Here is a 26,803-nt window from a genome sequence, read left to right as displayed (position 1 = left end):
CCCAGCGTTCAGCCTTCAAGCTGGGTTCCATTACATTCCCCTAAAGGGGCAAGACAACCCAGGCTACGTTTTGTTTATTTACTTTTCGCCGCAATCGCTTCGGCCATGCGCACCACGTTATTGGCCATACGCTCGGAAGCAGCGTCGATCAGGCGGCCATCCAGCGCGGCGGCGCCTTTGCCTTGCGCAGCGGCTTCCTTCAATGCTTCCAGAATGCGTTTGGCTTTTTCGACTTCGGCAGGCGGCGGGGTGAATACTTCGTTGGCCAGCGCGATTTGCGAAGGATGTATCGCCCATTTGCCTTCGCAACCCAAGGCGGCAGCACGGCGGGCGGCGGCTTTATAGCCGTCGGGGTCTTTGATGTCGCCGAACGGCCCGTCGATCGGGCGCAGGCCATAGGCGCGGCACGCTACCGTCATCCGGCTGATGGCGAAATGCCATTGGTCGCCCGGATAATCCGGATTCAAACCGCCGATGTTGACGGTGCGGGCGCGGTTGCTGGCGGCATAATCGGCCACGCCGAAATGCAAGGCTTCCAAGCGGCCGCCGATGGCACCTTGTTTGGCGATGTCTTCGACATTGGCCATGCCCAGCGCGGTTTCGATCAAGGCTTCGATGCCGATCTTGTTTTTCAGGCCTTGCTGCATTTCCAATTGGTTCAGTATGGCTTCGACCATGTATACGTCGCTATACACGCCCACTTTGGGAATCAGAATGGTTTTGATCTTGCTGCCGGCTTGCTCGACCAGATCGACCACATCGCGCACCATGTATTGGGTGTCCAGGCCATTAATGCGCACGGACAAGGTCACGCCATGACCTTCCCAATCCAGATCGTTGATGGCTTGAATGATGTTTTTGCGCGCTTGCAGCTTGTCATCCGGCGCCACCGCATCTTCCAGATCCAGGAACACATAGTCCACACCACTTTTCAAGGCTTTTTCGAACATTTCCGGACTAGAACCCGGCACCGCCAATTCGCAACGTTGTACGCGTTGGGCGTTGGCTCCGTATAGTGTATGACTCATGCTGTGTATTCCTAATGGGTTGAGGGCGGCGCATCGACATTCGCCAGCCCAGACTGAAACAGAGAACCGTACATTTTACTTTCGAAGCCGGTATTGTCAATCGGCGCGGGCTGGCTAAACCACTAACAACAAAGAAGATTCAGCGCAAACGACTTGCCGAAAACAGGCAAATATGACACTATCCGGCGATTTTTAGCAGACATAACTCATTCAAAGGAGAAACCTGATGGCGGGTCGCAATCATTTATTTGTTCCAGGTCCAACTAACTGCCCACACGAAGTGTTGAGCGCAATGCACGTGCCGATGGAAGATCACCGCTCGCCGATTTTCCCCAATCTGCTGAAACCGATCCTGGAAGACCTGAAAAAAATCTTCCGCACCGAAGCCGGCCAATGCTTCACCTTCCCCGCCACAGGTACCGCTGGATGGGAAGTGGCGCTGACCAACTGCCTGAACCAAGGCGACAAAGTCTTGATTTACCGCTTCGGCCAATTCGGCCATCTGTGGGCGGAAGCCGCCAGAAAACTGGGCTTTGATGTCGAAATCCATCAAGTCGAATGGGGCAAGGGCATTCCATTGGATCATCTGGAAGCTCGCCTGAAAGACGACAAAAACCACGAAATCAAAGCCGTATTGGCGACCCACAACGAAACCTCGACCGGCGTGACCAGCAGCATTCCGGGCGTGCGCAAAGCCATGGATAACGCCGCCCACCCGGCCCTGTTGTTCGTCGACGGCGTCAGCTCGATTGCCAGCATCGACTTCCGCATGGACGAATGGGGCGTGGACGCGGCTATCAGCGGTTCGCAAAAAGGCTTCATGTTGCCAGCCGGCCTGGCGATCCTGTGCTTCAGCCAAAAAGCCCTGGCCGCGACCGAATCCAGCACGTTCCCGCGCTCGTTCTTCTCATTGAAAGACATGGCCGCGTCAAATAAAGACGGCTACACCCCTTACACGCCATCAACTCCGATGCTGCACGGCCTGCGCAAGGCCTTGGATTTGTTGCTGGAAGAAGGCATCGAAAACGTCTACGCGCGTCACCATCGCCTGGGCGAAGGCGTGCGCCGCGCCGTGGCGGCCTGGGGCCTGAAAATCTGCGCCCAGCCTGGCTTCGAATCCGACACCGTGACCGCTGTCGTGGTCCCGGCCGATAAAGACGCGCGCGACGTGATCGCCACCGCCTACAGAAAATACAATATTTCGCTGGGCGCCGGCCTGACCGAAGTGTCCGGCAAAGTATTCCGCATCGGCCATATCGGCGACATGAACGACGTGTCGTTGCTGGGCGCCATCGCCGGCGTGGAAATGGCGATGCTGGACCACGGCTTTGACATCAAGGCCGGCAGCGGCGTGGGCGCAGCGGTCGAATATTACCGCTCCACCGCGAAGTAAACCGCCAGGTCGTTCGGCCAAAACAGCCAGACCTAAGGCAGTACGGTTTTGCCGTGCTGCCTTTTTTGTGCCTGTTATGTTTGACTATGGGGGCCGATAGAAACAGAATACAACGCTTCTGAGTCATGACGACCCTAAGGAGACGCTCGCGTCTTTGAATCTATGGCAGATTCAATGTGTTAAGCAGTCATTCAAAGTTTGATTATTTTTTGCTCAAAACCCACTGCACCAGTCTTTTGGCTTCTTCCGGCGTTACTGAATTTGCCGGCATGGGCATCTGGCCCCAAACACCGCCACCGCCTTTCATCACCTTCTGGGCGAGTTGGTCGACAACATCTTGCCCCGCATATTTCGCGGCAACATCCTTGTAGGCGGGGCCAAGGATTTTCTTATCCACCGCGATATCCTAAGCAACCTTTACTTTTTGCGAGGGCTTCGTCGGCTTGTGCCGCTTGCACTGCGAGTACGAGGCTTGCGAGCAGTAGCGTCATTGTGGCTAATTTCACTAGAGTCTCCTGATAAATTGTGGGAGGGTATGGCGATGTCCGTTGGCTTGGTTTGCATCGGTTCAATCGGGTTGGTCGCTAGTTTCACCAGATCGTGATCCAGTGTATAGACGGGCGAATCTGCGTTGGTTTCGATGGTAAGCGGTTCGAATATCCAGGACCCCTTGGCGGACTTTCTCACAGATTCGGCAACAATCAGCGCTTTACCGTGATGCCGGCAAGACGCTTGCAGACGCACGGCCTCGTCGACAGCTTGACCGATCAGCGAGTAGCTCATTTTTAATGACGAGCCAAAATTGCCCTCCAACACAGTCCCTGAGGCCAAACTGAAGCTGCCGATGGCATAGGTGTATAAAGGATGCTTGCGACGATGAATTTCGCTCAGGCCTTGCAAGGCATCCAGGGTGGCTGCAATGGCTGCGTCAGCCTGCTCTGTATTGAAATAAGCCACAATGGAATCGCCCATATAGTCAGCTACCTGACCACCATGTTCAATCACACAGCTGGAAACGATTTCGAAAAATTCCTGGATGAGTTCCGATACATTCTCGGTGGAAAATTGATTGGCTAACTTGGAGAGTCCGGCGATACTGCCGTTTAGCACTAGTCGCTCGCCTCGTTTAAGCGGCAGAGTCAGGGGGTTGATCCCTTCGGTAAGCAGTTTCAGCACGGATGGCTGGGTATAGCGACCAATAATATGATGGGATTGCGCGATAGTGCGAAGCATCATGCGAATGGATTGCAGCAGTACGCCGCTTTCTTCATTCAGACACACTGTACGCATACCCCAATCCGTAAAAAGCCGCTCTGGTAAACCATACTCCACACTCAAGATGGTCAGATCCCGGTGACGAGGATCCATTCGGATTTTATCCAAAAGCTGATCCAGAACGGCTTCCGGACCTTCCAATATTTGGAAAAAATAGTCATGTACCGAAATCAAGACACCGGTCAAGCCTAAGCGACTGTTGTTCAAGCTGGACGACCGGCCCAACTCGGTAATTTCTTCGTCGGTGAAGTGAGCGTGCATGGTACTGACATACATCACTCTCTTGATGCCCTCTGAGTCTTCAGAAACTGGCCGATCCTTCGCCAGATGCTGCAGAGCTTTGTTCATCAACCCCGATCCCTTAGTCAGCACCTTGAAATCGCTTTGCGAAAGCACCGTCAACTCGGTTGGAGCAATGCAGCGCACCGTTTCGGCTCTCCGGTTGAGATAATTCTGAACGATTTCACCAAAGTAATCGCCGGTTCCCAGTTCACCCACTTTGAGTCCGTCTTTGATGATTTCCAGACGACCCGATTCAACCACATAGGCCATCTCGGCCTCGTCACCCTGACGATAGATTTCGTCCCCTTTGGTAAAACGCACCTTTTGCAGGCGAGCCTGGGGCGCATGAGCCAGCACTGCGATATCACTTCTAAAGGGAATCACCATGGCCCAATCGATCATGATGCGCAGGTTCTTTTCGAGTCCCGGCATGGCGAGCAACTGGCCGAGCCGAGAAACAAACCAAGCGATACGACCGCTAAAGATGAAGAGCTTTGCATCACAAAACGAGTGAAAACCGACGGCATAGGAGGTCAACAGCCTATAGCGCGGTTTGTAGAGACGTGGGGAGAAACCTTGAGTCACAGCCCAAGCGTTATATCCCGCTGTTTCGCCTACTTTCTCCCAATCGGCTGCCGTCAGGTTAGACTGGTCGCCGGAAGTCGTGTTAGGACCCGCTATCCATGCATGTCGATATCCGTCAAGTGCCAGGGTATCGGTTGTCGTCAGCGGCCAGTTCAATCCGCACAGACCCTGAAGCACCAGGGGTGGTATAGAGAAACAGGCGTTTATAGTCAGCCCAACCGGCTGATCTCCTCCGGTGTTTAGGAGTACTCTGTCTTCGGCTATCCTCGAGAGGGTTACCCCCTTGTGCAGCGTTACACCGGCATTTTCAAGGCAGGTATTCCGTAAGATGAGATGCTGACTCTCGAAATCTGTCTGAACGTACTGAGTATCGTCATAAAGGTGCACGTTCCAGCCGACAATCTGAAGTACCGGATAGTTATGCTCCATCGCTCTAAGCATCTGGCATACTTCGGCAGCGACACTGCAAGCCAATTCACCTGAACCAACGATGGCAATGTTCAGCAACCGCGCTCGTTCTGTACTATCTTCAGTGAATTCAGCTTGCTCAACCAATTCCAGTAAGCATTTGCGGATATGCAAGGCGTCACCGACGGAGTCGATCGGCAGCGCGTGGGACAGTAGTCCAGGAATCGATGTCGTATTGGGCTTCACCGTCGGCGCCAGAACAACCTCAGTGTAAGTCAATGTAATGCGTTCGCCGCTGGCTCTTCGTGCTTGAATTTGGCGGTTTTCTAAGTCAATCGCATCAAGCCTTGCAACCACGACATTAACCTTGGGAATCACGCGGCGGATGGGGTTCACGACATTACCCGGCTGCACGCTGCCGCCAATCACCTCCGGTAATAATGGATTGAGTACAAAGTTCGAGTTGTCATGGAGCAGGGTAACTTTCACATGGGTAAAAGTACCAATCAGGCGCTCCACCTCCATGGCGGCATGCAGGGCGGCAAAACCTCCACCGATCACCAATATTTCCGCGGGCTTATCGCGAGGCTCCGGTCGATGCCAATAACCGGCGGAGTTAATCAGGCACGACAACATAACACCGTAGTACAGGATGTGCGAGGTGAGAGTCTCCGGCAGCAAGCTGGCAAAAAATATGAATGCGGCTAACAGAAATAGCGACAGAGGCCTTAATAAAACGCCAGCAATCATCAACAATCCGGCGGAAACTTCGACCAGTGCCATAACCAGAGAAAAAGCCTCAGGCGCGGAAGACAATATCGGCACCTGATAGGTCGCGATGACGCCTATTACCAGGGTCGGTTGCTGGATTTTGAAAGTTACGCCGAGGTAAAGCATGGTAAAGCCAGTGAGTACCCTAAGGATAAACTGGGCGCGCGACCTCGGCTGGTTTTCGAGCCAGGATTGCGCCGTTCGAAACGATTCCGGTGTGGGGAGTGGCAGATAATGTCGGCCCGGACCCTGTAACAGCAGGTAAAGGCAAGCACCGAGAATCGCACCGCCATAAGCAAGAAATCCAGGTCCGAATAACAATCCGCCGATAAGACCGAGCACCATGATGATGACGGCGCAAGCACGTACATAGATGCCGAATAGAATGGCTAAGCCCGTGAGGACTTCAACCAATTGTAACCAACCCCAGCCGAAGCCTAAGTACTTGAGCTCAAGATCTGGGGCAAACAGTGTAGGCGAAGTAAAAGGAGCAACGCCGGCACGCGGCTCAATGCCAAATGCCGAGGAGATCAGCATCCAAGCCAAACATACGCGGAGAATGCGAGGAACGTGCTCACCATAAGAGGTCAGCCTTGCCTGGAGGTCTGGAAATAACTCCCTAGCTCCCGTGAAGCCAAGCCTTATCCAGCCAACGATAAAAATCAGGAATAATGAAACAATGGCAAAGTTAGTAAAGGACAGCTCAGTGTAGAGTGAAGGTTTAGGAAGACTTTTAAAGTAGTCGAATTGTTGCGGCGTTAATACCCAACTTTCGTGGGCGCTACAATCCTGATTAATTGCAAATGCCAAAAAGAACAACGCCAAGCGACTCAGCAGCTGAGACGGTCGTGGAGATTCAACTAATGATTTCATAATTCGAACTTACCCTATTGTTTTTATTATATTTCCAGCTTGGGAGCTTGAGGGTTCATCACACCACACTAAGTAGCGACTTGTACTTCGAATACGTTCGATGCAATTAAAATTTTGCACCTTATTTCTTATTGGTCAATATATTTTTTATTTATGGTAAACAGTGTTTCCTTGATTGGCATTGACAAAGAGCGGCTCTAAAAAAACTGGCTTGTGCACATTGACAAAATTTTGTAATTACTCAGCGTAAATTTCTTACGGAAACCAGGCTGGTCAATAATTAGGAAACTTCACATAATGGCCGTTAACAAGCACTGATCTCACAAACTTTCGCACAAAACAGACCACAGGGTTCATCGATGAGCCGACCCTGTTTTGCATGAAACGGGACGCTTTAAAAAAGGGATTGTTTTGAGTTACAGCCCCAGAATGCAAATAGCCTAAAGAAACGGCGACCCTGCGGGCCGCCGTTGTTGCTTGGCTTTAAGCGCGGGACTTCAATATCGCTACCGCCGGCAGTTCCTTGCCTTCCAGGAATTCCAGGAACGCGCCGCCGCCGGTCGAGGTGTAGGATACTTTGTCGGCGATGCCGTATTTGTCGATCGCCGCCAAGGTGTCGCCGCCGCCCGCGATCGAGAAGGCCGGGCTTTCGGCAATCGCCATCGACATGGCTTTGGTGCCTTCGCCGAACTGGTCGATTTCGAACACGCCGACCGGGCCGTTCCAGACGATGGTGCCGGCTTTGGCCAGAATTTCGGCGTATTGTTTGGACGTTTCAGGTCCGATGTCCAGAATCAGGTCGTCTTCGGCCACGTCAGCCACTTTTTTGACGGTGGCCGCCGCGCTTTCGGAAAATTCCTTCGCGCAAACCACATCCACCGGCACCGGAATCTCGCCGCCCTTCTCTTTTGCCGCTGCCATCAGGCGTTGGGCTTCCGCAATCAAATCGGCTTCGAACAGGGATTTGCCGACCGGGAAACCAGCTGCGGCGATGAAGGTGTTGGCAATGCCGCCACCGACGATCAATTGATCGACCTTGGTGGACAGGGATTCCAGCACAGTCAGTTTGGTCGAGACCTTGGAACCGCCAACAATGGCCACCAAGGGTTTTTGCGGGGTTTCCAGCGCTTTGCCCAGCGCATCCAGTTCCGCCGCCAACAACGGGCCGGCGCAGGCGATCGGCGCGAATTTGGCCACGGCGTGAGTCGAGGCTTCGGCGCGGTGCGCGGTGCCGAAGGCATCCATCACGAAGATGTCGCACAAGGCGGCCATTTTTTGGCCCAGTTCGTCGTTGTTTTTCTTTTCGCCCTTGTTGAAGCGCACGTTCTCGCACAACACGACTTCACCGGCTTTGACTTCTACGCCATCCAGCCAGTCCTTGACCAGACGCACGGGCTGGCCCAGCAGTTCGCTAAAACGCGCGGCCACGGGTTTCAGGCTGGATGCTTCGTCGTATTCGCCTTCGGTCGGACGGCCCAGATGCGACATCAGAATCACCGCCGCGCCGCCGGCCAACGCCGCTTTGACGGTTGGCACGCTGGCCTGGATGCGCAAGTCGCTGGTGACCTTGCCATCTTTAACCGGCACGTTCAAATCCTGGCGAATCAGCACGCGCTTGCCCGCCAAATCCAAATCGACCATTCTCTTGATAGACATAAACTCTCCTCGGTGTGAAAAAACCGACACATTATAAGGTGTAAACCCGCTTCAACGCGTATTTAAACGGTGGCATTGCCGCTCGCTTGGTCTATAGTTGGACATTTAGACCAAGCCAAGCCTGCCGTCATGCGTCATCTCATCCTTATTTTCTGCACCAGTCTGCTGTTGCTGCTGGGCTCAACCGTCGATGCGGCAGACACTGCCAATGCTGGCGAAGAAATTCAGGTCTTGATCGATGTCTCCGGCAGCATGAAACAAAACGACCCCGACAATTTGCGGGTCGACGCCACGCAATTGTTGCTCAACCTGTTGCCGGACCATGCCAGAGTTTCCTTATGGCTGTTCGCCGAGAAGACCACGCCCCTGAGCCATAGCGACAATGCCGACGCGGATTGGCGGCAACAAGCCTTGAAAGCCAGCAAGTCCATTCACTCCCGCGGTCTTTACACCCATATCGAAGACGCCATTGCCACAACGCTACAAAACGGCTTTGCCGGCAATGGCAGCAAAAACCTGATCCTGTTGACCGACGGCATGGTGGACATTTCCAAGGACATCATGGTCAGCGCGGATTCCAGGGAACGCATCCTCAGCGAATGGATACCCAAACTGCGCGAGCGGCAGATAAAAGTGCAAACCATCGCCTTGTCCGGACAAACCGATAAGGAGCTGCTGGAAAAGCTGGCGTTCGACACCGGCGGCTGGCACGAAACCGCCGAATCCGCCGAACAATTGCAGCGCATGTTTTTGAAAATGGCGCAAAAAGTCGCCCCGAAGGATACGGTGCCGCTGGAAGGCAACCGTTTCAGCATCGACGGCAGCATTCAAGAGTTCTCGGTTATAGTCTTCAAAAAAAAGGGCGCCACGCCGACCCAATTGACCCGACCCGACCAGCACGTCATCGACAAACAGAGCGCGCTGGCAGAGGGCGTCGCCTGGCTGGATACGCCTGGCTACGACCTGATCACCGTCAAGGAACCTGCGGCCGGCAATTGGCAAATCAGCGCCGAAATGGACCCGGACAATCGTGTCATGGTCTTGACCGACTTGAAACTGCAACTGGAAGGGCTCGGCAATTACCTGCCGGAACATGACGAAGTGAGCTTGAAACTACACTTCACCGAGCAAGAGCATTTGATAAACCGCCCCGATTTTGTCGATCTGGTATCGATGTCGCTGTTGGTCGACCAGGCCGACCCGCTCCCGATTCCGCCGCTGAGCGACCAAACCGGTTTTTTTGCCAAAACGCTAACGCCGCTGCCCCGAGGCAAGCATAGCCTGACCATCATCGCCGACGGCAAAACCTTCAAGCGCGAAATCGTCCGGGACATCGAAGTCATGGCGTCGCCGATTCGGCTGGAAAAACTCATCGATCACGCCAAGCGCCTACCAACCTTGAAGTTCGTACCCGACATCGCGGTACTGGATAGCGCCTCGCTATCCATTGTCGCCGAAATCCACCCCGCCGATAAGCCCACCGAAAGCAGAACCGTCAGCGCGCAAAACGGCGAATGGCTGTTGCCGCTGGACAGCGTTGCCGCAGGATCCAGCCTGCAAATTCATTTCAACATCACGGCCAGAACGTTGGACGGCAAAACCATCACGCCGGCCTTGGCGCCGGTGACGATAGACGACAGCCTGTTCAACTCGCCGCCAATGCCCGCACTCGCCGAGGAAACCCCCAAGGCCACCCAGGAGGAACCTGGCACCGATGCCGGGCAACACTTGCAAGCCCAAGCCAAGGCCCAGGACAATAACTGGCCGCTGATCATCGCCATCGTTGCGTTGGCGAATATACTGCTGGGTGGCAGCGCTTTTTTTATTTACAAATTTATTAGGGCCGCCAATGCAAAAAAACAACAAGAATTATTGGAGAGACTGGCATGATGACATTAGATTCGGCTCTGGTGATATTGATGGCGGAGACCTTAGCCGCCCTGCTGGTGCTGGCCCTGGCGTTATTTTTCGTCAACAGGCGCAAACGCAACCATGAAATCAGCGCCATCGACCAATTCATCAGCGAACTCGACGAAAAAAACGCCCAAACAAATCATCCCCTGCTCCACTTGGCCGACAAAATCCAGGGTTTGGATAAAAAAGCGCTGCAAGCCGCCCTGCAAGACGTCGGCGATTGTGAACGCGCCTTGATGCAAAAAGTGATCGAGCTATTTTTGAAACGCGAAATGGGTTTACTCGGTGACATCGACCAATGCATAGGCAACTTATCGGAACCCTATTGCAAGCTCCTGACACACATGACAACCCACGCCAACACGCCTGGCGCGACCCCCGCCCCAAGCAGTAACACGCATGCCCTGGAGCGCATCAATCAGCAACTGGTGAGGCAATTGGACACGGCGATGCAAACCATAGACGAAATCACCAGCGAATACACGCGCGTATTCAGCGGCAATCAAACCGAACTGGAGCTGGAAAACAGCAGTAAAAAAATGCTGCAGATTCTGCAGGCCTCCACTCAAAGTCTGAAGCACGAAATCAAGGAATAGATAGCCAGAACATTCCCGCCGCCTCGGCCGACTTGCCATCGATGATTTTGTTCGACAGCCCCATCAATGGTTCTCGCCCCCTCCCTATCGAGGGTATCGTAAAAGTCAGAACAGTTCCTTCTCCCTCCGAGAGAAGGTTAGAATGAGGGTAATGAATCAAATACTTAGAAATATGTGAGAAATAAGCTAGGCAATGGTAGGTGCGAATTCATGCGTACTGTGCGGATAAATCCGCTCCTACACCGAATACTCGCATAGGTTATTTCATGTTCATGCCTTACATCCTCCCACGCCCCAACCCTCCCGCAAAGGCTTTTACGAAGCCCCCCCATGAGAGAATCCATTGTTTTGACTTTTACGCCCCCGCCGGCGATAAGCGATCCAGGCAACTGGCGCTGACTGGGTTGCATTGCGACCTCATTTAAGGCCTAATAGCTTGATTTTCCAAAAAAACCACCGATACAACCTAACAAGCATGCTAGGCTTCTTATTCCCTTACAACCTCCGCTCCGTTGAAACCACTGGCAAGCTCCGCAAGGTCGCACTCATTTCGGCAGACCTTGAAACCTAGACAAGCATGATTCACCTGTAACAATTTGTGAAATCTCTCGCTCTTTACGAATGAAAATCACACTTCGACGCCTCGATCCGCGCGCCATGTTCTTGCTGTTTCTGGCCGCGGGTATTTTTTTTCTGTCCAGCTTGCGCGTCGACGCCGACACACAGATTTACGTTTCCTTGTTTTTGCTTGTCTCACTGTTGCTGATCCGGCGCTTCGAACATCCCGGATTCTGGCGCGTGTTGTTTTTGGCGCTCAGCAGTTTCATCGTCTTGCGCTACTTTTTCTGGCGGACGTTTTATACCCTGGGTTATCAGGATTTTTTCAGCTTCCTGGGCAGCATTGTCTTGTATGCCGCGGAAATTTACGGCGGCATGATGTTTTTTCTCAGCGCCTTCGTCAACGTCAGGCCCTTGAAACGCGAAGCCATCCCGCTTCCGCAAGACAGTTCGGGCTGGCCCAGCGTCGACGTGATCATCCCCAGCTACAACGAACCGCTGGATCTGGTGAAAATCACCTTGGCCGCGGCGACCAACATCGACTACCCTAGCAATAAAATGAACATCTACTTGCTCGACGATGGCGCTAGCGAGGAGAAACTGCATGCCAAAGACGCACACATCCGGGAAGCCGCCATGCAAAGACGGGATCAATTCAAGGCGTTGTGCGCGGCGCTGGGCATAGGCTATCTGAACCGGCAAAACAATGCTCACGCCAAGGCCGGCAACATGAATGCGGCGCTGCGGCATATTCACGGCGAACTGATATTGGTGCTGGACGCCGACCATGCGCCGGCCACCGATATTCTGCAAAAAACGGTGGGCTCGTTCATCAGCGACGACAAGGTCTTTCTGGTACAAACGCCGCATTTTTTCATCAACCCGGACCCCATCGAAAAGAATCTACGCCTGTTTCATCGCATGCCGTCGGAAAACTTGATGTTTTATGGCGCGATTCAGCTTGGTCTGGATTTTTGGCAATCGTCGTTTTTTTGCGGTTCGGCGGCGGTATTACGACGCCAAGCCATCGATGAGGCCGGCGGCTTCAAGGGCAAGACGATTACCGAAGATTCCGAGACCGCATTGATCTTGCATAGCAAAGGCTGGAAATCGCATTACGTGATGCAGCCCTTGATTTCCGGCCTGCAACCGGAAACCTTCAGCAGTTTCATGGTGCAACGCATCCGTTGGGCACAAGGCATGGTGCAGAACTTCATTTTCCATAACCCGCTATTGCTCCCTAACTTGAAAATCTGGCAAAAAATCAGCTACCTGTCGAACATGCTGTTCTGGTTTTTTCCATTTGCCCGCTTAATTTTTTTATTATCGCCAGGCCTCTATTTATTCTTTGGCCTGAAAATTTACAACGCCAATTTGCTGGAGTTTTTTTGTTATACCGTGCCCTATTTAATCGCTTTGATCCTGACCAATCACTTTCTGTTCAGCAAGGTGCGTTGGGTATTTTTGTCGGAGCTCTATGAGATATTGCAGTCGTTGTTTTCGCTCCGGGCTGTCTGGGCGGTCCTGAAAGACCCCGCCCATCCGCAATTTTCGGTAACGCCCAAAATGGAAACCTTGGAACGGGATTTCATCTCGCCGTTGGCAACCCCGTTTTACTGGACGATAGCCATCACTCTGGCCCAGGTTGTTTTCGGACTTTGGCGTTGCGTGGCGTTTCCGGAGCAGCAACCCCTGATTGCGATTACCTTGTTTTGGGCCAGCTTCAATCTGTTGTTATTGTTGTCGGTATTGGGTGCGTTGTACGAACAAAAACAGCGACGCAGCAATCCCCGTTTTCCGGTCAATATTTCCGCTGCTTGGGTCATCTCCGGGCCCGAGGGCATAGCGGAAAGCCTAGACGTCACCATTACGGATTTGTCGATCAGCGGCGGCCGTGTCACGACCGATACGATACCCAAGACACTAGCCAGGGCCACCGGACACAGCCTGGAAATCAAAAACGCGCAAACCGGCGCCAGCGAGCATTTCAAAATCCAGCTTGCCAACCATTTCAAAACCGATCTGGCCTATGTTTACGGCATCAAGTTCACGCCGGCCAATCTGGAGGAGTACCGCGCGGTGGTGCGCCTGGTGCATGGGGACAGCGATCGCTGGCGTAAAATCCAGGAAAATATCGGACACGACCCCGGCTTATTCAAGACCATGCTGTTCATGACCGAAATCGGCATCATTCACAGCTTCAACCACCTCAAACACGCCATCAAAACATCCAAGACCATTCACTAAGCCATGCTGAAAAACGCTCTCGTCATACTCTGTTCCCTGGGCCTTCTGGTCTCGAATTCCCTGTCGGCCGCGATTCAATCCACCACGGCGCCCATCAGCCAGTACATGACCAGCAACGAGCCTTTGATGCTGCGCCATGCCGACGGCAAATACAACTTTAGCGTGCCGATTTCCGATAGGGTCGAACCACTCTCGGCGACATTGAGCCTGGCGCTGACCAATTCCAATTTACTGCAGGGCAACCGTTCGCAGATTGCGGTATTCGTCAACGATTACGTGGTGGGCCAGCTCAAACTCGATCCGGTCAACAATCACACCTTGGCCAAATTTGAAATCGATAGAGAATATTTGAAACCGGGTTACAACAAAATCAGTTTCATAGCCGCGCAGCACTATACCGAGTCCGAATGCGAAGACTGGAGCGCACCGGAACTGTGGACCCACATCGACACGGTCAAATCCACCTTCACCCTGAATTACGAAGCGGCGGAAGTGCGGGAATCGCTTGCCGCGTTGAATGAACTGATCAACGACAGAGTGGGCTCTTATCCTCTGACGATACTCAGGGGCGATACGGCGATTTCCGATCATTATCTGTATTGGGGCGCGTTGATCGGTCAAGCCGCCAAGCTGCGCTTGAAGTACGTCCCCTTGCAATTGGAGGAAAAATCCATCACTGCAAGCGGCGACAATAGCCAAGGCTTCGCCATCGATCCCGAGCAACTAAAAAACGACGCCATCCTGGTAGGCAGCAAGGCCCAAATCGGGAGCTTGATTCCGCCCAAAATCAGCGAGGCGATTCAAGGCCCCTATCTCGGCATCTTCCGCCAGGACCACGACAAGACGCATTTCATTCTGGTGGTATCGGGCAATAACGACGAACAAGTCACCGCGGCCGCGCAAGCGCTGGCCTTATTGAACGGGCGTTTTCCCGATCAGCAGCAATCGGTATTCCAGGCGCCGCTTCTGCACTCTGACGCCTCGCTGCTGGCGCCCGGCGTCGTGACACCCGGCAACGCTTACCAATTCAAGCAACTGGCCTATCTTGACCAGTTGCAAGAAACCGGTGAGGCATCTCTGGAATTGCGCCTGCCCGCCGACCTTTACAGCACCGAGGACAGCAGGGTGACGCTCAACCTGAACCTGGCTTATGGCGCGGCGATGCGCAACGATTCGGTCATCAACATCGAACTGAACGACACTTTTGTCAATGCGATCCACTTGAAAGAAGCGGAAGGCGCGCACTATCAAAATTATCAAATCACGCTGCCTTTACGCAGCTTCCGCCCCGGCTTGAACCGCTTGAAATTCAAGGCCGAACTGACGCCATCGGTATCGGGCCAATGTACCTATGTACAGCGTAACAATCTGGTCGCCCAGCTTTACCCCGATTCGACCATCAGCTTTCCGGAAGCCGGCCACGTGGCGCAATTGCCGGATTTGAAACTGTTCGCCGACACTGGTTTTCCATTGGCGCAAAACGCCTCGGCCAAAGCCACCGTCTTCAAACTGCTCGACACCTCGTCCGACAGCATCGCCGCGACCTGGCAGTTGATTGCCACCTTGGCCGCGCAGCAACAGACACCGCTGTTCGATATAAGGATTACACAAGGCGACATGCCGGATGCCGACAACGTGGTGCTGATCGGCAAACTCGGTGGCATTGCCCAAGCAGAAAAATTATTCGCTGACGCGCCGGTGAAACTGGGCGAAAGCACGCGCTTCCCCTACTCTTTTAAACAGCAGCATCAGGCAAGCGAGGAATCCATGCTGGAGCGACTGGACAGGCTTTTCTTCGGCAACGCACCAAAACCCGAACCGGTGCAAATCAGCCAAGCGAATGTCGCCTTGAGCCAAACCGGCGGCCTGGGGGAGCAATTTTTACTGATGTCCTATCCTCATGCCAAAGGCAACGGCGTAGTCCTGGCCCTGCTGGGCGGCGATCACAACAGCCTGAGCCAGGGCCTGCGGGTGCTGGAATCGCCGGCCTTATGGAACCAATTACAGGGCAATGTGTTTCTCTGGGATAATCAGGCACATTTCGACTGGCAACGAGAAGGCGCTACGATGACCCTGGGCGACGGCAATTTGCGGCTGACGCTGACGATGCATTTTTCCAAACACCCTTGGCAATGGCTATTCATCGTGGTGCTGACGCTGGTTCTCGCCGCCTGGATAACCCATAAACTATTGAACCAATATCAACGTAGCAAACATTAACGGATAACCCCATGTCGATCTGGCGCACCCTGACCTATCTCGGCTGTTTTTTGCTTATCGCCGGCTGCCGCCAGAATAATGGCGCACTCGACGCCCAAGACTGGCAAACCTACAAGCAGCGCTTCATTGCCGCCGAGGGCCGCGTCATCGATACCGGCAACGGCGGCATCTCCCATTCGGAGGGTCAGGGCTATGGCCTGTTGCTGGCGGTCGAACACGGCGACCGGGAAACCTTTCAAAATCTCTGGCAATGGACCCGCGCGAACCTGCAAGTCAGGAACGACAAATTGTTCATCTGGCGCAAGCGTCCAAACGTGGACTTGAAAGACGAGGATCATAACAATGCCAGCGATGGCGACATGCTGATTGCATGGGCCCTATGGAAAGCCGGCCAGCAATGGCAGCAACCCGATTACCGCAACGCCGCCGACGCCATCATCGCCGACATCAAACAAAAACTGATAGTCTCGTGGCATGGCCTGAGCGTCCTGCTGCCGGGTGAACAGGGCTTCGTGAAAGACGATGCCACCACGATCAATCTGTCTTACTGGATTTTTCCGGCCTTGCGGGCATTTGCCGAAGCCGATCCCGACCCGGTCTGGCAACGACTCGGCGATAGCGGCCTGACGCTGCTGCAGCAAGCCCGTTTCGGTCGCTGGCAACTGCCACCCGACTGGTTGCGCCTCACCGCCGCCAATACGCAGGAACCCGCCAACAATAAACGCTTCGGTTACGACGCCGTCAGAATCCCGTTGTATCTGATACTGGGCGGCATGGAAACGCAAACGCTGGCCAAATTCGCCGATTACTGGAGCTTTTATCAAGGCTATACCCCGGCCTGGATCGATCTGAGCGAAAACGTCATCGACGGTTACGGCGCCAGCACCGGCATGATTGCCGTCAAGCAACTGACCCTCTGGCGCAATGGCCGCGCGCAAGCCATCAGCCTGCCCGCGCTGGACGCGGAACAGGATTATTACTCGTCAACCTTGTTGATGTTGAGCAAACTCGGCGCCCGCTAAATCCCGCCAATGTCCAAGACGCGTGTTTTTTACTGTTTGCCGCTGCTGCTAGCCGAGCTGTGCCGGGCCGACGTCAGCGCAGTCGTGCAACAGCCATTGGGCAGCGCTCCGTTACCCGCTAGCCAAAGCCCGGTGCAACCGGGGCCGGATGAACGCATCCTGTGGTCGCTGTTCCATGCCGGCAAAATCGAGGCGTTGAAGCGGCAAATCACCGATCTGCGGCAACGTTTTCCGGATTGGCAAGTACCCGCCGACTTACAAAAGGCACTGGGACGGCCGAGTGTCAAAACCACTCCGGCAACGCAGGCGCGCACCAAACGACCCGCAACGACGGCCAAAATCAAAGACGCCTGCGCGGGTATCGACAGACAATGGGCGGCACTGGAAGCGCAAGTCGTGCGCGGCCAACACCAGGCGGCTGTTACAGGTTACGCGCGCATCCTCCAGGATTGCAGGAATCCGGACCTGATGGAAGCCACGCTGGAAAAGGCCGCGATACTGCCCGGCCGGGACGACTATTTCAGGCTGACCGCGCTCGCTTCGGATCGCGTGCCGGAAACCGAACGCCAACACCTGGAATACCAATGGCTAAAAAACGCCTATCTGACTGGCTCGACGGATGCCGTCCCGGTCCAAGCAATCAGCGAAACGGAACTGCAACCCTGGCTAGAGCGCTTTGAGGATGCCGATTTGGCCGTGGTCATCGCCTGGCGTTATTTTGATGGTCAGGCTTATCGCAAGGCCCATGACTGGTTCGCCAAAGCGGAGGCATGGCAACCGCTGCATGGCGACGTCAAACTGGGCAAGATGTTGTGCCTGGAAAAACTGCAAGACTACGATGCGGCGCTAGCCGTTTATCCGGCGGGCGCCAGCGATGCCAGAATCGACGAGGTTGCCGCCCGGCTTTACAAACTCAAGGCCTGGCAAGACATTCAGGCCGCGCGTTTAGCGCAAGCCGAACAAAATCTGGCCAAGGCGCGGGCCTTGCTAACCAACCCGGACCCGGAGATTCAGCAAATCGAGGCCTGGATTGCCGACGGCCGTCGGCACCATGCCAAAGCCGCCAACCTGTTCGCCGATTTGTACCGGCAAGCACCCGATAATCCAGACTATGCGCGCGCCTATGTCCGCAACCAAAGCCGGGCCAATCGCGACGAGCTTGCGCTGAATGCGGAGCAAAGCGGCGGCTTGTTACAGGATGAATACGCGCAGTTGCTGGGACGGGAACTTTACCAACGCAAGCAGTTTTTGGCGGCGCAAGATAAAACACCAACGCAGTTTCCGAATTTGGTCAATATCGATGCGCCTTCCGCCGATTTGGGTGTTTACGCGCGGCACAAATCAGGGGAACCGGGACGGGGACGACTCGACATTCTGAAACTACCTACCGCCAGCGGTACCTTCACGGTCGATGGCATACATACCTTTACCTTGAGCATGAGCCGGATGGAATTGGATGCGGGCCGCGCGGCGGCATGCACCGCCTTAGGCAGCCTGAGTCCGAAGGACAGCTCCGCGTGCAACCCAAGCGATCTGAGGGCATTCGATCCAACCGGGAAATTGACCAATGGCTTGGAAACCGACTTTTTATATCGCATGGACGGCTGGTTCAGCCCTTACGTCAGACTAGGCCACACACCTACCGGCGGCGTTATCGATCCTACGATAACCTTCGACGTCGGTTTCGTACAACAAACCGAAACCGGCAATTGGTCGATGAATGTCTATTCGCAGCCGGTCAGACAATCCATTCTGTCTTACACCGGCATTCGCGATCCCTATCACGGTCAAGCGGTAGGACTCAATACCGACGCCAAGCAACAAGAATGGGGCCGGGTGCTGCGATCAGGCATCAGGGCGGCGGGTTTTCACAGTTTCGCTGAACGCTGGGGGATTTCCGCCGCGGCCGAAGTGGCGATGCTGAATGGGGAAAATGTCGCCGACAATACCGCGGTTGCCGTATCGCTCAACCCGAGTTTCAATATTCCGCTGGCTGGATTCGACTACTTCAGCATCGGCCCCGCTTTTGCTTACGAACACTACGAAAAAAACCTCAGCCATTTCACGCTGGGGCACGGCGGCTATTTCAGTCCGGAACACTACATCAACGTTGGCCCCAGCCTGCAATTTCTCAGCGAGGAAGGCCGGCCGCTGGTGTTCAAGGGCCATGTCAACGCCGGCGTGCAGCTGATCGAGGAAGCGGACGCGCCCTGGTTCCCGCTGCTGGCGCCAGGGCTTGGCAAGTACGAGGCCAAGGATGGCTTCAGCCTGAGTGATGCGCTGGACATCGAATTGAAAGGCGTCTGGCTACTGGCACCCAATCTCCAGCTCGGCGCCGGCGCCGCGGTGCGTCATACCGCCAATTACGAGGATTTCAGCGGCGGCTTGTTCGTCCGGGTCTTCTTCCAGGACCGCAAAGCCTCCTATAGCACGGACATTCCGAACGCCATGTTCAACGGCATCCAGGCATATTAGGGTATTCCCGTTCAGTTGCCACCCAATATCCCTTATGCAGGCTGAGGCGCCTGCTCAGGGCTAATGGCCAGCCGCGATGCAGTCCGCCCAGCTTATACCCCGCCCATTTCAATCCCGTTCTCAGGAGCGCGGAAAACATCAGCCAGGGCGCCGTGTTCGACAAGTAACGCATTTCGGAGAGCACAAAACGCGCGCCTTCGCCCGAGGCGCCGCCAAAGGTCTGTTGCAGCCAGGGGTTTTGCGCATGGAATACCCCGATATCGAAATAGCGCCTGAACTCTTCCAGCAGGCTGTAATCGTGGGAATGAAACACCCGCGCGTCGGCGCAATAGGCGAGGCTCCAGCCGGACAACAGCATCTTGCCGGCAACGTAAGTATCTTCGTTCATAATGGTGTGAGCCGGGAATCCGCCGATTTGCATCAGGGCGCAACGTCTGTAGGCTGCGAACGAATTGGAAATGAACACGGTCTTGATGCCGAAGCGGCCGCGGTCCGGCAAGGCGCGCAACTGGCTTTGCGCCGGGTAATTGAATATCCGGGCATGCGCGCCGATGGGGCCAGCGTCCCGATGCGGCAATTGCCGGCCATAGGCCGCGGCCACTTGCGGATTGACAAATACCTGCAACAGATTTTCGATCGCGCAAGGGTCGGCCAGTAAGGCATCCTGGGTCAGAAATACGATCAGCTCCATGTCGGCCAACATATCGACGCCCGATTGACGGGTGCCGCCGTGGTTGAACGAGGCCTTGGCAATCACATGCGCGTCAAATCCTCTCGCACGGGCCAGCGCCACCGTGTCGTCGCTGGACGAGGAATCGATCAGCAACAAACGATCCGGCCTTCGGCTTTGCGCCGCCAGGGCCTCCAGCCAGCCCTGCCAGGATGTGCCCGCATTCAAGGTGGGTACGACGAGTCCAACCTTATGCGTCATTTCGGCTCCTCGGCCAACACCTTGGCCTCGTCAACCGGTACCGCCGCCGTCATTGCTTGCCAGACGCGCTCCGCCAGTTTGACCGGATCGAGCTGCTGTTGAACATGGCGCCGGCCCGCTTGCGACATGCGCAGCCAGTCGGCTTGATCGAGCGCCTGAGCCCGGCGCAGCACGGCTTGGACGGCGGCCTCGTCCCTGTCGAAAACCAAGCCCGCATTCAATGCCGGCAAATGATCCCAGGCCAAGCCCCTGGCAACCAGCACCGGCCGTCCCGCCGCCAGGGCTTCCGCCACCACGTTGCCGAAATTCTCCCGCATGCCGCCGACCTGCTCCAAACCGGACGGCAATACCAGAAAATGACTTTGCGCCAGCAAGGCCATCACGTCGTCACGTTGCAGATAGCCGCAATAGCGGATCGCGCCGTTTGCCCGTTCGACCAGTGAACAAAACTCGGCAAAATAATCCCCGTCCACGCTACGGCCGGCGACGACCAGACGATCGCACGGCCGCCGGACCTCGAGCCAGGCCCGGATGAAAGCGTTGATGCCCTTTTCCTGCTGCACGTGACCCAAAAAACACAGTTGCATGCCTTCGCCTGCCGGATAAGGGGCCGCCTCGACATCCCGGCTGTCGATGCCGTTGGGCACCAGCAACACCCGCGCGTTTTCGCCCAGTACGCCACGCACGCCCTCAACCTCGGTATCACTGGTGCAATGCACGGCAATCGCGCGGCGCAAGGTCGGAAAAGTCAGCAATTTGTAATACCACCATTTATGCCGTTTTTCCCGTTTGATCAGTGCCACATGCTCAGGCATCAGGCCGCCATGCACCGCCACCATGAACGGCTTGTGCAGCAGGCAGCAAAAAAGCGCCGCCAAGGTCGACGGCCAGGTGGCGACGCCATGGATATACACGAGCGGGGCTTGCCAGCACAGGCGCAGCAGGCTGGGTATCGCTCCCAAGCCGAACCCCCAGCGCCGGAAACCATAACAGCGGTACAAATCGACATCCACGCTCGCGCCCAGCTTGACGTCCGCCGGTTTCAAGCGCCCATCGATGGATTCATCCGACGAAACCAGCGCCATCTCCAGCCCCATTTCCGCCCACGCCTTGGTCAAGACGCCGCAGGTCACCGAGACACCACCGTAGCCTTTGGCTGGCGGGACATGTGTCGTCACAATACCCAGTTCCATATCACTTCCCCATTAAATTATTGTATAGACCTGCCCCTTGTTGAGGCTGCCGTAAAAGTCAAAAACAGTCCCTTCTCCCGCCCCTTGTTAGCGCCCATAGGCAAAAAATCCGCGCCATATGCCCACCAGGTTATAAAACGAATAGGCGAGTTTTCCCGGGTTGAACGTCAACAAGGCCAGCAGCATTTTCAGAGTCGGGGCTATCAGCATCTTGCGCAGGATGTAATAGCCGATATAGGGATCATGCTGATTGGCGAATTTGCGGATATAGGCGCCAATACCGGTGGAATATTTCAGCATGCGCGCGGTACCCAGCGTGTAATGGTCCTTGTTGGCGTGATAGATTTTGATATCCGGCTTGTAGAACGCCCGCCCGCCCGCGCGCAGCAGGCGATACAGCAACTCGAAGCCTTCCGCCCCGGCATATTTGGAGCCGATGCCGAAATCGTGGTCCAAATAAAACTGCCGTCTGTCGATACGCGCCAGCGCAAAAAACTGCGTGAACTCCACCCCCATCATGTTCAACCGGGAAAAATAACGCGCTTTACGGCTGTTGACGCCTATGCTGAAGCGTTTCGCGGAAAAATCGTAGGACCCGGCTACCAGAATCGACAACGTTGGTTGGCATGCAAATTCGCCTACCACTTTTTCCAGCACATCCTTTTCATACACGCAATCATCGTCCGGAAAGGCGATGATGTCGCCCTGGGCCAAGGCGATGCCATGATCCCTGGCTCGGGCATTACCGGTGAAATTCACCTTGACGTGTTTCAGATCGAGGCATTGGCTATATTGCTCGGCAATCCGATCGATTTTGCCGTCTTGATTCTGGTCGATGACGATCAACTCGAAGTTCTTGTAGGTCTGAAACAGCAAGGATTTCAAAAAATCCAGCAGTTCCAGGTCCCTGCCGAGCGTAGCCAATATCAATGACACTTTCATGCTGTTCCCCTTGCCTGTGCAGCGGCTTTGGCTTGCAGATAGATGCTGGCTTCATACCAGGTAAACATCAGCGTAAACTCCAATCCCGCCGCGCCGTCCAAAAAGCCGCCACGCAGCAGATAGTGGTAAACAAACCTGGCCAGGATTCGGCTCCATGAGCGCCCCAGCATTACGCTCAAGCGCCCGCGGGTCGTCATCAACGCGCCCTGGGTCGGTTTGAGCCGAACTTCCTGAGCGGCTTTGTCGACATGCTTATGCATCCACTGGATGATCTCGCCGTCGTAAAAGTAATGATCATAGGGAATATCGGTGTAGCCGATGCGGCAACTATCCATGACGGCCTCGCCGTGACCCGTATGATTACGCACGAAGCGGGTCGTTTCCCGCCGAACCAGGCGCGGGTGATAGATCGGATAACCCGGCGCATGATGCAGGCGTTTGCCGCGCAAAAACAAGATGGACGGCACCATCAGCACATCGATCTCTCCTGTTTGCAGCATTCCACTGTCGAAATGCTGATAAAAGACTTGCGGGTAGATTTCGTCGGCATCGACGAACAACACCCACGGTGTATCGATATCGCATTGATTCAACGCAAAATTGCGCTGCTCGGCAAAGCCGGGCCAAGGATTTTGATAAATCTTGCAGCCGTGGCCTTCCGCGATCGACAGCGTGTCATCGCTGCTCCCCGAATCCAAGATCACGACAGGGTAACGTTGCGGAATCGCCGCCAGGCACCGGGTCAGATTGGCGGCCTCGTTCAGCGTTAAAATGACTACGGTCAAGCTGTTCAATGGTTCACACCTGTTTATCAATCACTTTCACGGCATAGACATGGATGTAAATGCCCAATCCCAAAGCATTCATCAAGCCGGCAAAGGGTTTTTGCAGGTACTTGGTGAGTGTGTCGAGCAGCGCCGCCGGCCAAGCCGTCAGCCCCAGTCGTCTGGATAAGGCGTCGTAGCGAATGCGGGTGACCTGCTCGGTCCGAACAACCCGCAAGCCCTTGCGCTCCAGCAGGATTTGCAAGCCTTGCGCGGTGAAATAATTGACGTGTTCCGGCACCCACAGACAGGCGTTGTCGCGGGTACCGAGCAACTTGACCAGAAACGAAGCGTAATTCGGTACCGCGCAGGCCAGCACGCCGCCTTCGGCCAATAAGCCGCGGACTTTTTCCAGCGCGCGCTCAGGCTCCACCATATGTTCCAACACCTGCGACATCATCACGACACCGTAGGAATCCTGCGTCGTATATTGTTCGAACATCATCGTCAGCGGCTCTTCGCCGTTCAACGCCTTGAATACCTGGTTTTCATAGCGGCCAGGGTTGATGGCGACCGTGGCGTAGCCGCGTTTTTTCAATGCCTGGGTATAAAAACCAAAACCGGAACCAATATCCAGCGCGCGTCGGTTGCCGGATGCGTTGAAACGATCGGCACAACCGCTCATGCGCTCGGCGTCTACCCTGCAATTCGGGAACGCCGCTTCCCTGGCGAGAATCTCTTGCAAACTAACGGATTCGGTCAGGGCTTGGCCAGAAAATTGATATATCGCCTCCAGCCGTTGCGGATCGGGCGGCTGATTCAAAAACCCCGTGCCGCATTCATCGCAGCGATAGATGTGAAAAACATCATTCCTGAGCGCCTGTGTGTACTGATAGTCCTTGCGCCGCCAATAGCGGATGCGTTCGCCGCCGCAGCTCACGCATTGGCGCAACAAATAAGCGCAAGTCGTTGATAGGCTCGATGCTTGGATCATGGATACTTTCCTTCGATAAAGATTCAGGATTCGTTGGAGAACGCCGCCGCTCTCACTCCGATGGTGTCAAAATCGGGTTCGGACATCGCAGATTTAGATTGGACGCTCCGCGCCTGCCGTTCCGTGCGGAGCTTGCGCCAGGGCTTGGCCAGCAAGGCCAACACCAGCGCTTCGATGCCGAAATACACGGGATTGGCCAAGGCCGCCCCGAACAGGCCAAAATGCGCCACCAGCAAAGGCAGCGTGATGAGCGCCGCCAACGCCCCACAGATACGCCCGCGCAGCAAGATCGGCGTGCGTTTTCTCGCCAGCAGCGGCTGGGACATCACCGTGCCCAGGGCATGCAAGGCCGTGCCCGCGGCGATAACCGGCATCAGCGCGCCGGCCGCATGATAGGGTTCTGCCAACAAGCCTGCGGCCAACCAGTCCTTGCACAACCAGACCAGCGTCACGCCCAGAACGCCCATCACGACGACCGCCCCTATCCACAGCCATAGCAGCGAACATGCATCTTTGCTTTTGCCTTGGGAAACCGCTTGAAAATAGGCCGGCTGAAACGTGCGCAACAACACCATCGCGCTACGATTGAAGGCTTCGTTGACCAGCGTATAAGCGGCCGCGTACACCCCCACTTCAGCCGCCGTTAGGAAATAACCGATCACGTAACGGTCGCCCAGGCCGTTGAGCCAGAACATCAATTCCATCGGGATCAACGGCAAGGCATAAGCCCAAAGGCCCCGCTCGAATTGCCGCCCCAGGAAGCCGCGATCGCCGGTATGTTTTTTTTGCCATGCATCGCTTACGATCGTCCACAGCGTATTGGCCAGCACGCTGGCACAGACATAGCCCAACAACACCGCTTCCGGACTTTGTCCCAAACCCCATACCAGCCAGATCGCCATCACCGGCCGCAGAATGCTGTCGCTGGTTTGCCAAAGCGCGGCGCCGCGTTGCTTGCGTTCGCCTATCATCAGCTGAATGCCCAACTCGCGGCGAACGGTGACGGCCAACAGCAATCCGGTCAACACGAACAAGCCGATTTCACTACCGACAAAATAGCAATACAGCGCGCCGCCCAGCAGCAGCAAGGTAATGGCCAATGCCGTCGATCGCGTCGTCAGCGCGAGCACCAATCCATGCAACGCCGCCCTCTCACGAAAATTTCGGCATTCATTGGTGAAACGCATCCCGGCGCAGATGAAGGGATAGGCAAACACCGCCACCCCCAGCGCGACGAAGCCATTCAACAACGCCACGTGCCCGAAAACCGCCGGCGTCACCAATTCGGTCAGTATGCGCGTGCCCGCAAGCAAAGCCAGTGCCGACAATAACTGTCCCGCCAGCGCCCAACAGGCGTCACCCAACAAGTTCTTTTGCCTCAACCAATCCAGCATAAAACCTTCCTTTAAATTAGCCTTGTCCGAATACCCTTTGCCCAACATCCTTGGGCAAGGTTGTATCTTGCCTCGAGAAAATTCTTTCTCTAGGTTTATGGCGGCAACCCAACACCATGCCCCACAAAAACATCAGCAGCGCGTTTTGCGGAAAATACTCCCACATGTTGAACGTCAGTCCGGCCACGAAAATGAACATTGCCACCAAGCCTTTGTGCGGGTGCGCGGACAGGCGGGTGGTCAGCCACAGAAATGTCAAATACGCCAGCAAACCGACCAAGCCATAACCGTTCAACAGAAATAAATACAGACTGTCCGAATCGAACTGTCCTGGAAAATGCTCGGCGCCAAACAGGATGTTGATGGTGTTGGAGCTCAACCCCAGGCCCCAGCCAAACAACAAATCCATGCCATCATGCACGTAATGGCTGAACACCCAGCGCCACAGATCGATGCGGCCATCCTGGGTCGGGTCGGCATCATCGCGGCCGCTCAGTGCCGGGCTGGAAGCGAGGATCAAGGCCGCTACCGCCAGAATCGGCGCCGGCATCACCAAGGCCCAGCGGTCACGCGGCCGCAGCAAGGCATAGACTTGAAAAAACACCACCAGCAGCGAACTGATGAAAGCAGTGCGCGAACCGCTCAGCAAGGCCAAGAACACGCTCAAACCCAGCCAATGGCGCATGCCCGGCACCAGCGCAAAAACCAAGGCGCACGTCGCCATGGTCGCCCCGAACAAATTGGGACTGACGAACGTGCCGAACGGCCGCCCGCCTCCAAAAAAAGACACGCCGAACAAGGGCGGCGCCCACAGCGCCTGAGCGATCGCCAACACCGCCTGCAGTGCGACGTAGTAGCGCAGCAATTGCGTGAATCTGGTCAAGACATAGGGACCGGCGCCCAGCCGGCTGGTGACGAATCCGATCAAGCCCAGCGGCAAGTATTCGAAAATCCGCAGCCCCGCCATCGGCACCACCAACGGCAAATCCAGATACAAGGCATAACCGATTTCGAACAACACATAACAGCCAACGATGCTCAAAAACGCCAAAACCTCGCTGCTCATCGCCCCGTTCCGCAATCTCGGCTCTAAGAATGCATATACGATCAGCACGGCCAATAGCGCCTCACGCAGGATGCGCAAGCCAAAATCCTGTTCGCCGTAGACTTCCTTGATCCCCTTCCAGGCCGACTCCACCTGCGGCAGCGAGGCCACCAGCGACGCACCGACCAGCAGGATCAATAGCACCGGCAGATCTTTTTCCAGCCGAATCCACATGCA

18 protein-coding genes are annotated in these 26,803 nt (G+C 55.3%); 7 read left to right on the top strand and 11 right to left on the bottom strand.

Features of this window, described 5'->3' with window-relative positions; all coding sequences use genetic code 11:
- Positions 1 to 74: 74 nt before the first annotated feature.
- Positions 75 to 1,028, bottom strand: coding sequence for an HpcH/HpaI aldolase/citrate lyase family protein (locus NM686_RS05355; protein WP_255186853.1), 954 nt, complete (start codon positions 1,026 to 1,028; stop codon positions 75 to 77).
- 226 nt (positions 1,029 to 1,254) lie between these two features.
- On the opposite strand from NM686_RS05355, the gene NM686_RS05350 reads away from it, so the two are divergent.
- Positions 1,255 to 2,421, top strand: coding sequence for an aminotransferase class V-fold PLP-dependent enzyme (locus NM686_RS05350; RefSeq protein WP_255186852.1), 1,167 nt, complete (start codon positions 1,255 to 1,257; stop codon positions 2,419 to 2,421).
- 202 nt (positions 2,422 to 2,623) lie between these two features.
- Here the strand turns inward: NM686_RS05350 and NM686_RS05345 are convergent, their stop codons facing one another.
- From NM686_RS05345 to NM686_RS05335, 3 genes are all read right to left on the bottom strand, one after another.
- Entirely contained in the window at positions 2,624 to 2,818 is a 195-nt protein-coding gene (locus NM686_RS05345) for a c-type cytochrome (protein ID WP_255186851.1), read from the bottom strand.
- Positions 2,819 to 2,838: 20 nt separating this feature from the next.
- Positions 2,839 to 6,615 carry a BLUF domain-containing protein gene (locus NM686_RS05340; RefSeq protein WP_255186850.1) on the bottom strand — a complete coding sequence of 1,259 codons (3,777 nt, stop codon included), beginning with the start codon at positions 6,613 to 6,615 and terminating at the stop codon, positions 2,839 to 2,841.
- A gap of 483 nt (positions 6,616 to 7,098) precedes the next feature.
- Positions 7,099 to 8,271: a phosphoglycerate kinase gene (locus NM686_RS05335; RefSeq protein WP_255186849.1), complete on the bottom strand. Its 1,173-nt coding sequence runs from the start codon at positions 8,269 to 8,271 to the stop codon at positions 7,099 to 7,101.
- Between the two features lie 129 nt (positions 8,272 to 8,400).
- On the opposite strand from NM686_RS05335, the gene NM686_RS05330 reads away from it, so the two are divergent.
- The 6 genes from NM686_RS05330 (at position 8,401) to NM686_RS05305 (ending at position 19,303) form a co-directional block, all read left to right on the top strand.
- Entirely contained in the window at positions 8,401 to 10,161 is a 1,761-nt protein-coding gene (locus NM686_RS05330; RefSeq protein WP_255186848.1) for a VWA domain-containing protein, read from the top strand.
- On the top strand, positions 10,158 to 10,781 hold the full coding sequence (locus tag NM686_RS05325) for a hypothetical protein (protein WP_255186847.1): 624 nt from the start codon (positions 10,158 to 10,160) through the stop codon (positions 10,779 to 10,781). Before NM686_RS05330 ends, NM686_RS05325 begins: the two co-directional genes overlap by 4 nt.
- Before the next feature lie 621 nt (positions 10,782 to 11,402).
- Entirely contained in the window at positions 11,403 to 13,586 is a 2,184-nt protein-coding gene (bcsA, locus tag NM686_RS05320) for a UDP-forming cellulose synthase catalytic subunit (RefSeq protein WP_255186846.1), read from the top strand.
- 3 nt (positions 13,587 to 13,589) lie between these two features.
- Entirely contained in the window at positions 13,590 to 15,806 is a 2,217-nt protein-coding gene (locus NM686_RS05315; RefSeq protein WP_255186845.1) for a cellulose biosynthesis cyclic di-GMP-binding regulatory protein BcsB, read from the top strand.
- An 11-nt stretch (positions 15,807 to 15,817) separates the two neighbouring features.
- Positions 15,818 to 16,828 carry a glycosyl hydrolase family 8 gene (locus NM686_RS05310; protein ID WP_255186844.1) on the top strand — a complete coding sequence of 337 codons (1,011 nt, stop codon included), beginning with the start codon at positions 15,818 to 15,820 and terminating at the stop codon, positions 16,826 to 16,828.
- A 9-nt stretch (positions 16,829 to 16,837) separates the two neighbouring features.
- Complete coding sequence (locus NM686_RS05305) at positions 16,838 to 19,303, top strand: cellulose synthase subunit BcsC-related outer membrane protein (RefSeq protein WP_255186843.1); 2,466 nt, start codon at positions 16,838 to 16,840, stop codon at positions 19,301 to 19,303.
- Here NM686_RS05305 and NM686_RS05300 read toward each other — a convergent pair.
- The 7 genes from NM686_RS05300 to NM686_RS05270 all read right to left on the bottom strand — a co-directional run bounded on the left by NM686_RS05300 (position 19,281) and on the right by NM686_RS05270 (position 26,800).
- Positions 19,281 to 20,234, bottom strand: coding sequence for a glycosyltransferase family 2 protein (locus NM686_RS05300; protein ID WP_255186842.1), 954 nt, complete (start codon positions 20,232 to 20,234; stop codon positions 19,281 to 19,283). The genes NM686_RS05305 and NM686_RS05300 overlap by 23 nt on opposite strands.
- Complete coding sequence (locus tag NM686_RS05295) at positions 20,231 to 21,427, bottom strand: glycosyltransferase family 4 protein (protein ID WP_255186841.1); 1,197 nt, start codon at positions 21,425 to 21,427, stop codon at positions 20,231 to 20,233. The genes NM686_RS05300 and NM686_RS05295 overlap by 4 nt, the downstream gene beginning before the upstream one ends.
- Positions 21,428 to 21,514: 87 nt before the next feature.
- On the bottom strand, positions 21,515 to 22,369 hold the full coding sequence (locus NM686_RS05290) for a glycosyltransferase family 2 protein (RefSeq protein WP_255186840.1): 855 nt from the start codon (positions 22,367 to 22,369) through the stop codon (positions 21,515 to 21,517).
- Positions 22,366 to 23,163 (bottom strand): glycosyltransferase family 2 protein, encoded by a 798-nt coding sequence (locus NM686_RS05285; protein ID WP_255186839.1) that lies wholly within the window; start codon positions 23,161 to 23,163, stop codon positions 22,366 to 22,368. The genes NM686_RS05290 and NM686_RS05285 overlap by 4 nt, the downstream gene beginning before the upstream one ends.
- Before the next feature lie 4 nt (positions 23,164 to 23,167).
- Positions 23,168 to 24,127 carry a class I SAM-dependent methyltransferase gene (locus NM686_RS05280; protein ID WP_255186838.1) on the bottom strand — a complete coding sequence of 320 codons (960 nt, stop codon included), beginning with the start codon at positions 24,125 to 24,127 and terminating at the stop codon, positions 23,168 to 23,170.
- 23 nt (positions 24,128 to 24,150) lie between these two features.
- The gene (locus NM686_RS05275; protein WP_255186837.1) at positions 24,151 to 25,521 is read right to left on the bottom strand and encodes a lipopolysaccharide biosynthesis protein; all 1,371 of its coding nucleotides are present in this window, start codon (positions 25,519 to 25,521) and stop codon (positions 24,151 to 24,153) included.
- A 16-nt stretch (positions 25,522 to 25,537) separates the two neighbouring features.
- Positions 25,538 to 26,800, bottom strand: coding sequence for an O-antigen ligase family protein (locus NM686_RS05270; RefSeq protein WP_255186836.1), 1,263 nt, complete (start codon positions 26,798 to 26,800; stop codon positions 25,538 to 25,540).
- Positions 26,801 to 26,803: the final 3 nt, after the last annotated feature.

It is taken from the genome of Methylomonas rapida, assembly GCF_024360925.2.
Lineage (GTDB): Bacteria > Pseudomonadota > Gammaproteobacteria > Methylococcales > Methylomonadaceae > Methylomonas > Methylomonas rapida.
This window is presented reverse-complemented; position numbering and strand designations above follow the sequence as displayed.

Coding starts and splice junctions, on each gene's coding strand:
- NM686_RS05335 (WP_255186849.1), bottom strand. CDS start 8,271: ATGTCTATCAAGAGAATGGTCGATTTGGATTTGGCGGGCAAGCGCGTG.
- NM686_RS05305 (WP_255186843.1), top strand. CDS start 16,838: ATGTCCAAGACGCGTGTTTTTTACTGTTTGCCGCTGCTGCTAGCCGAG.
- NM686_RS05270 (WP_255186836.1), bottom strand. CDS start 26,800: ATGTGGATTCGGCTGGAAAAAGATCTGCCGGTGCTATTGATCCTGCTG.
- NM686_RS05300 (WP_255186842.1), bottom strand. CDS start 20,234: ATGACGCATAAGGTTGGACTCGTCGTACCCACCTTGAATGCGGGCACA.
- NM686_RS05325 (WP_255186847.1), top strand. CDS start 10,158: ATGATGACATTAGATTCGGCTCTGGTGATATTGATGGCGGAGACCTTA.
- NM686_RS05290 (WP_255186840.1), bottom strand. CDS start 22,369: ATGAAAGTGTCATTGATATTGGCTACGCTCGGCAGGGACCTGGAACTG.
- NM686_RS05310 (WP_255186844.1), top strand. CDS start 15,818: ATGTCGATCTGGCGCACCCTGACCTATCTCGGCTGTTTTTTGCTTATC.
- bcsA (WP_255186846.1), top strand. CDS start 11,403: ATGAAAATCACACTTCGACGCCTCGATCCGCGCGCCATGTTCTTGCTG.
- NM686_RS05340 (WP_255186850.1), bottom strand. CDS start 6,615: ATGAAATCATTAGTTGAATCTCCACGACCGTCTCAGCTGCTGAGTCGC.
- NM686_RS05280 (WP_255186838.1), bottom strand. CDS start 24,127: ATGATCCAAGCATCGAGCCTATCAACGACTTGCGCTTATTTGTTGCGC.
- NM686_RS05275 (WP_255186837.1), bottom strand. CDS start 25,521: ATGCTGGATTGGTTGAGGCAAAAGAACTTGTTGGGTGACGCCTGTTGG.
- NM686_RS05350 (WP_255186852.1), top strand. CDS start 1,255: ATGGCGGGTCGCAATCATTTATTTGTTCCAGGTCCAACTAACTGCCCA.
- NM686_RS05330 (WP_255186848.1), top strand. CDS start 8,401: ATGCGTCATCTCATCCTTATTTTCTGCACCAGTCTGCTGTTGCTGCTG.
- NM686_RS05295 (WP_255186841.1), bottom strand. CDS start 21,427: ATGGAACTGGGTATTGTGACGACACATGTCCCGCCAGCCAAAGGCTAC.
- NM686_RS05315 (WP_255186845.1), top strand. CDS start 13,590: ATGCTGAAAAACGCTCTCGTCATACTCTGTTCCCTGGGCCTTCTGGTC.
- NM686_RS05355 (WP_255186853.1), bottom strand. CDS start 1,028: ATGAGTCATACACTATACGGAGCCAACGCCCAACGCGTACAACGTTGC.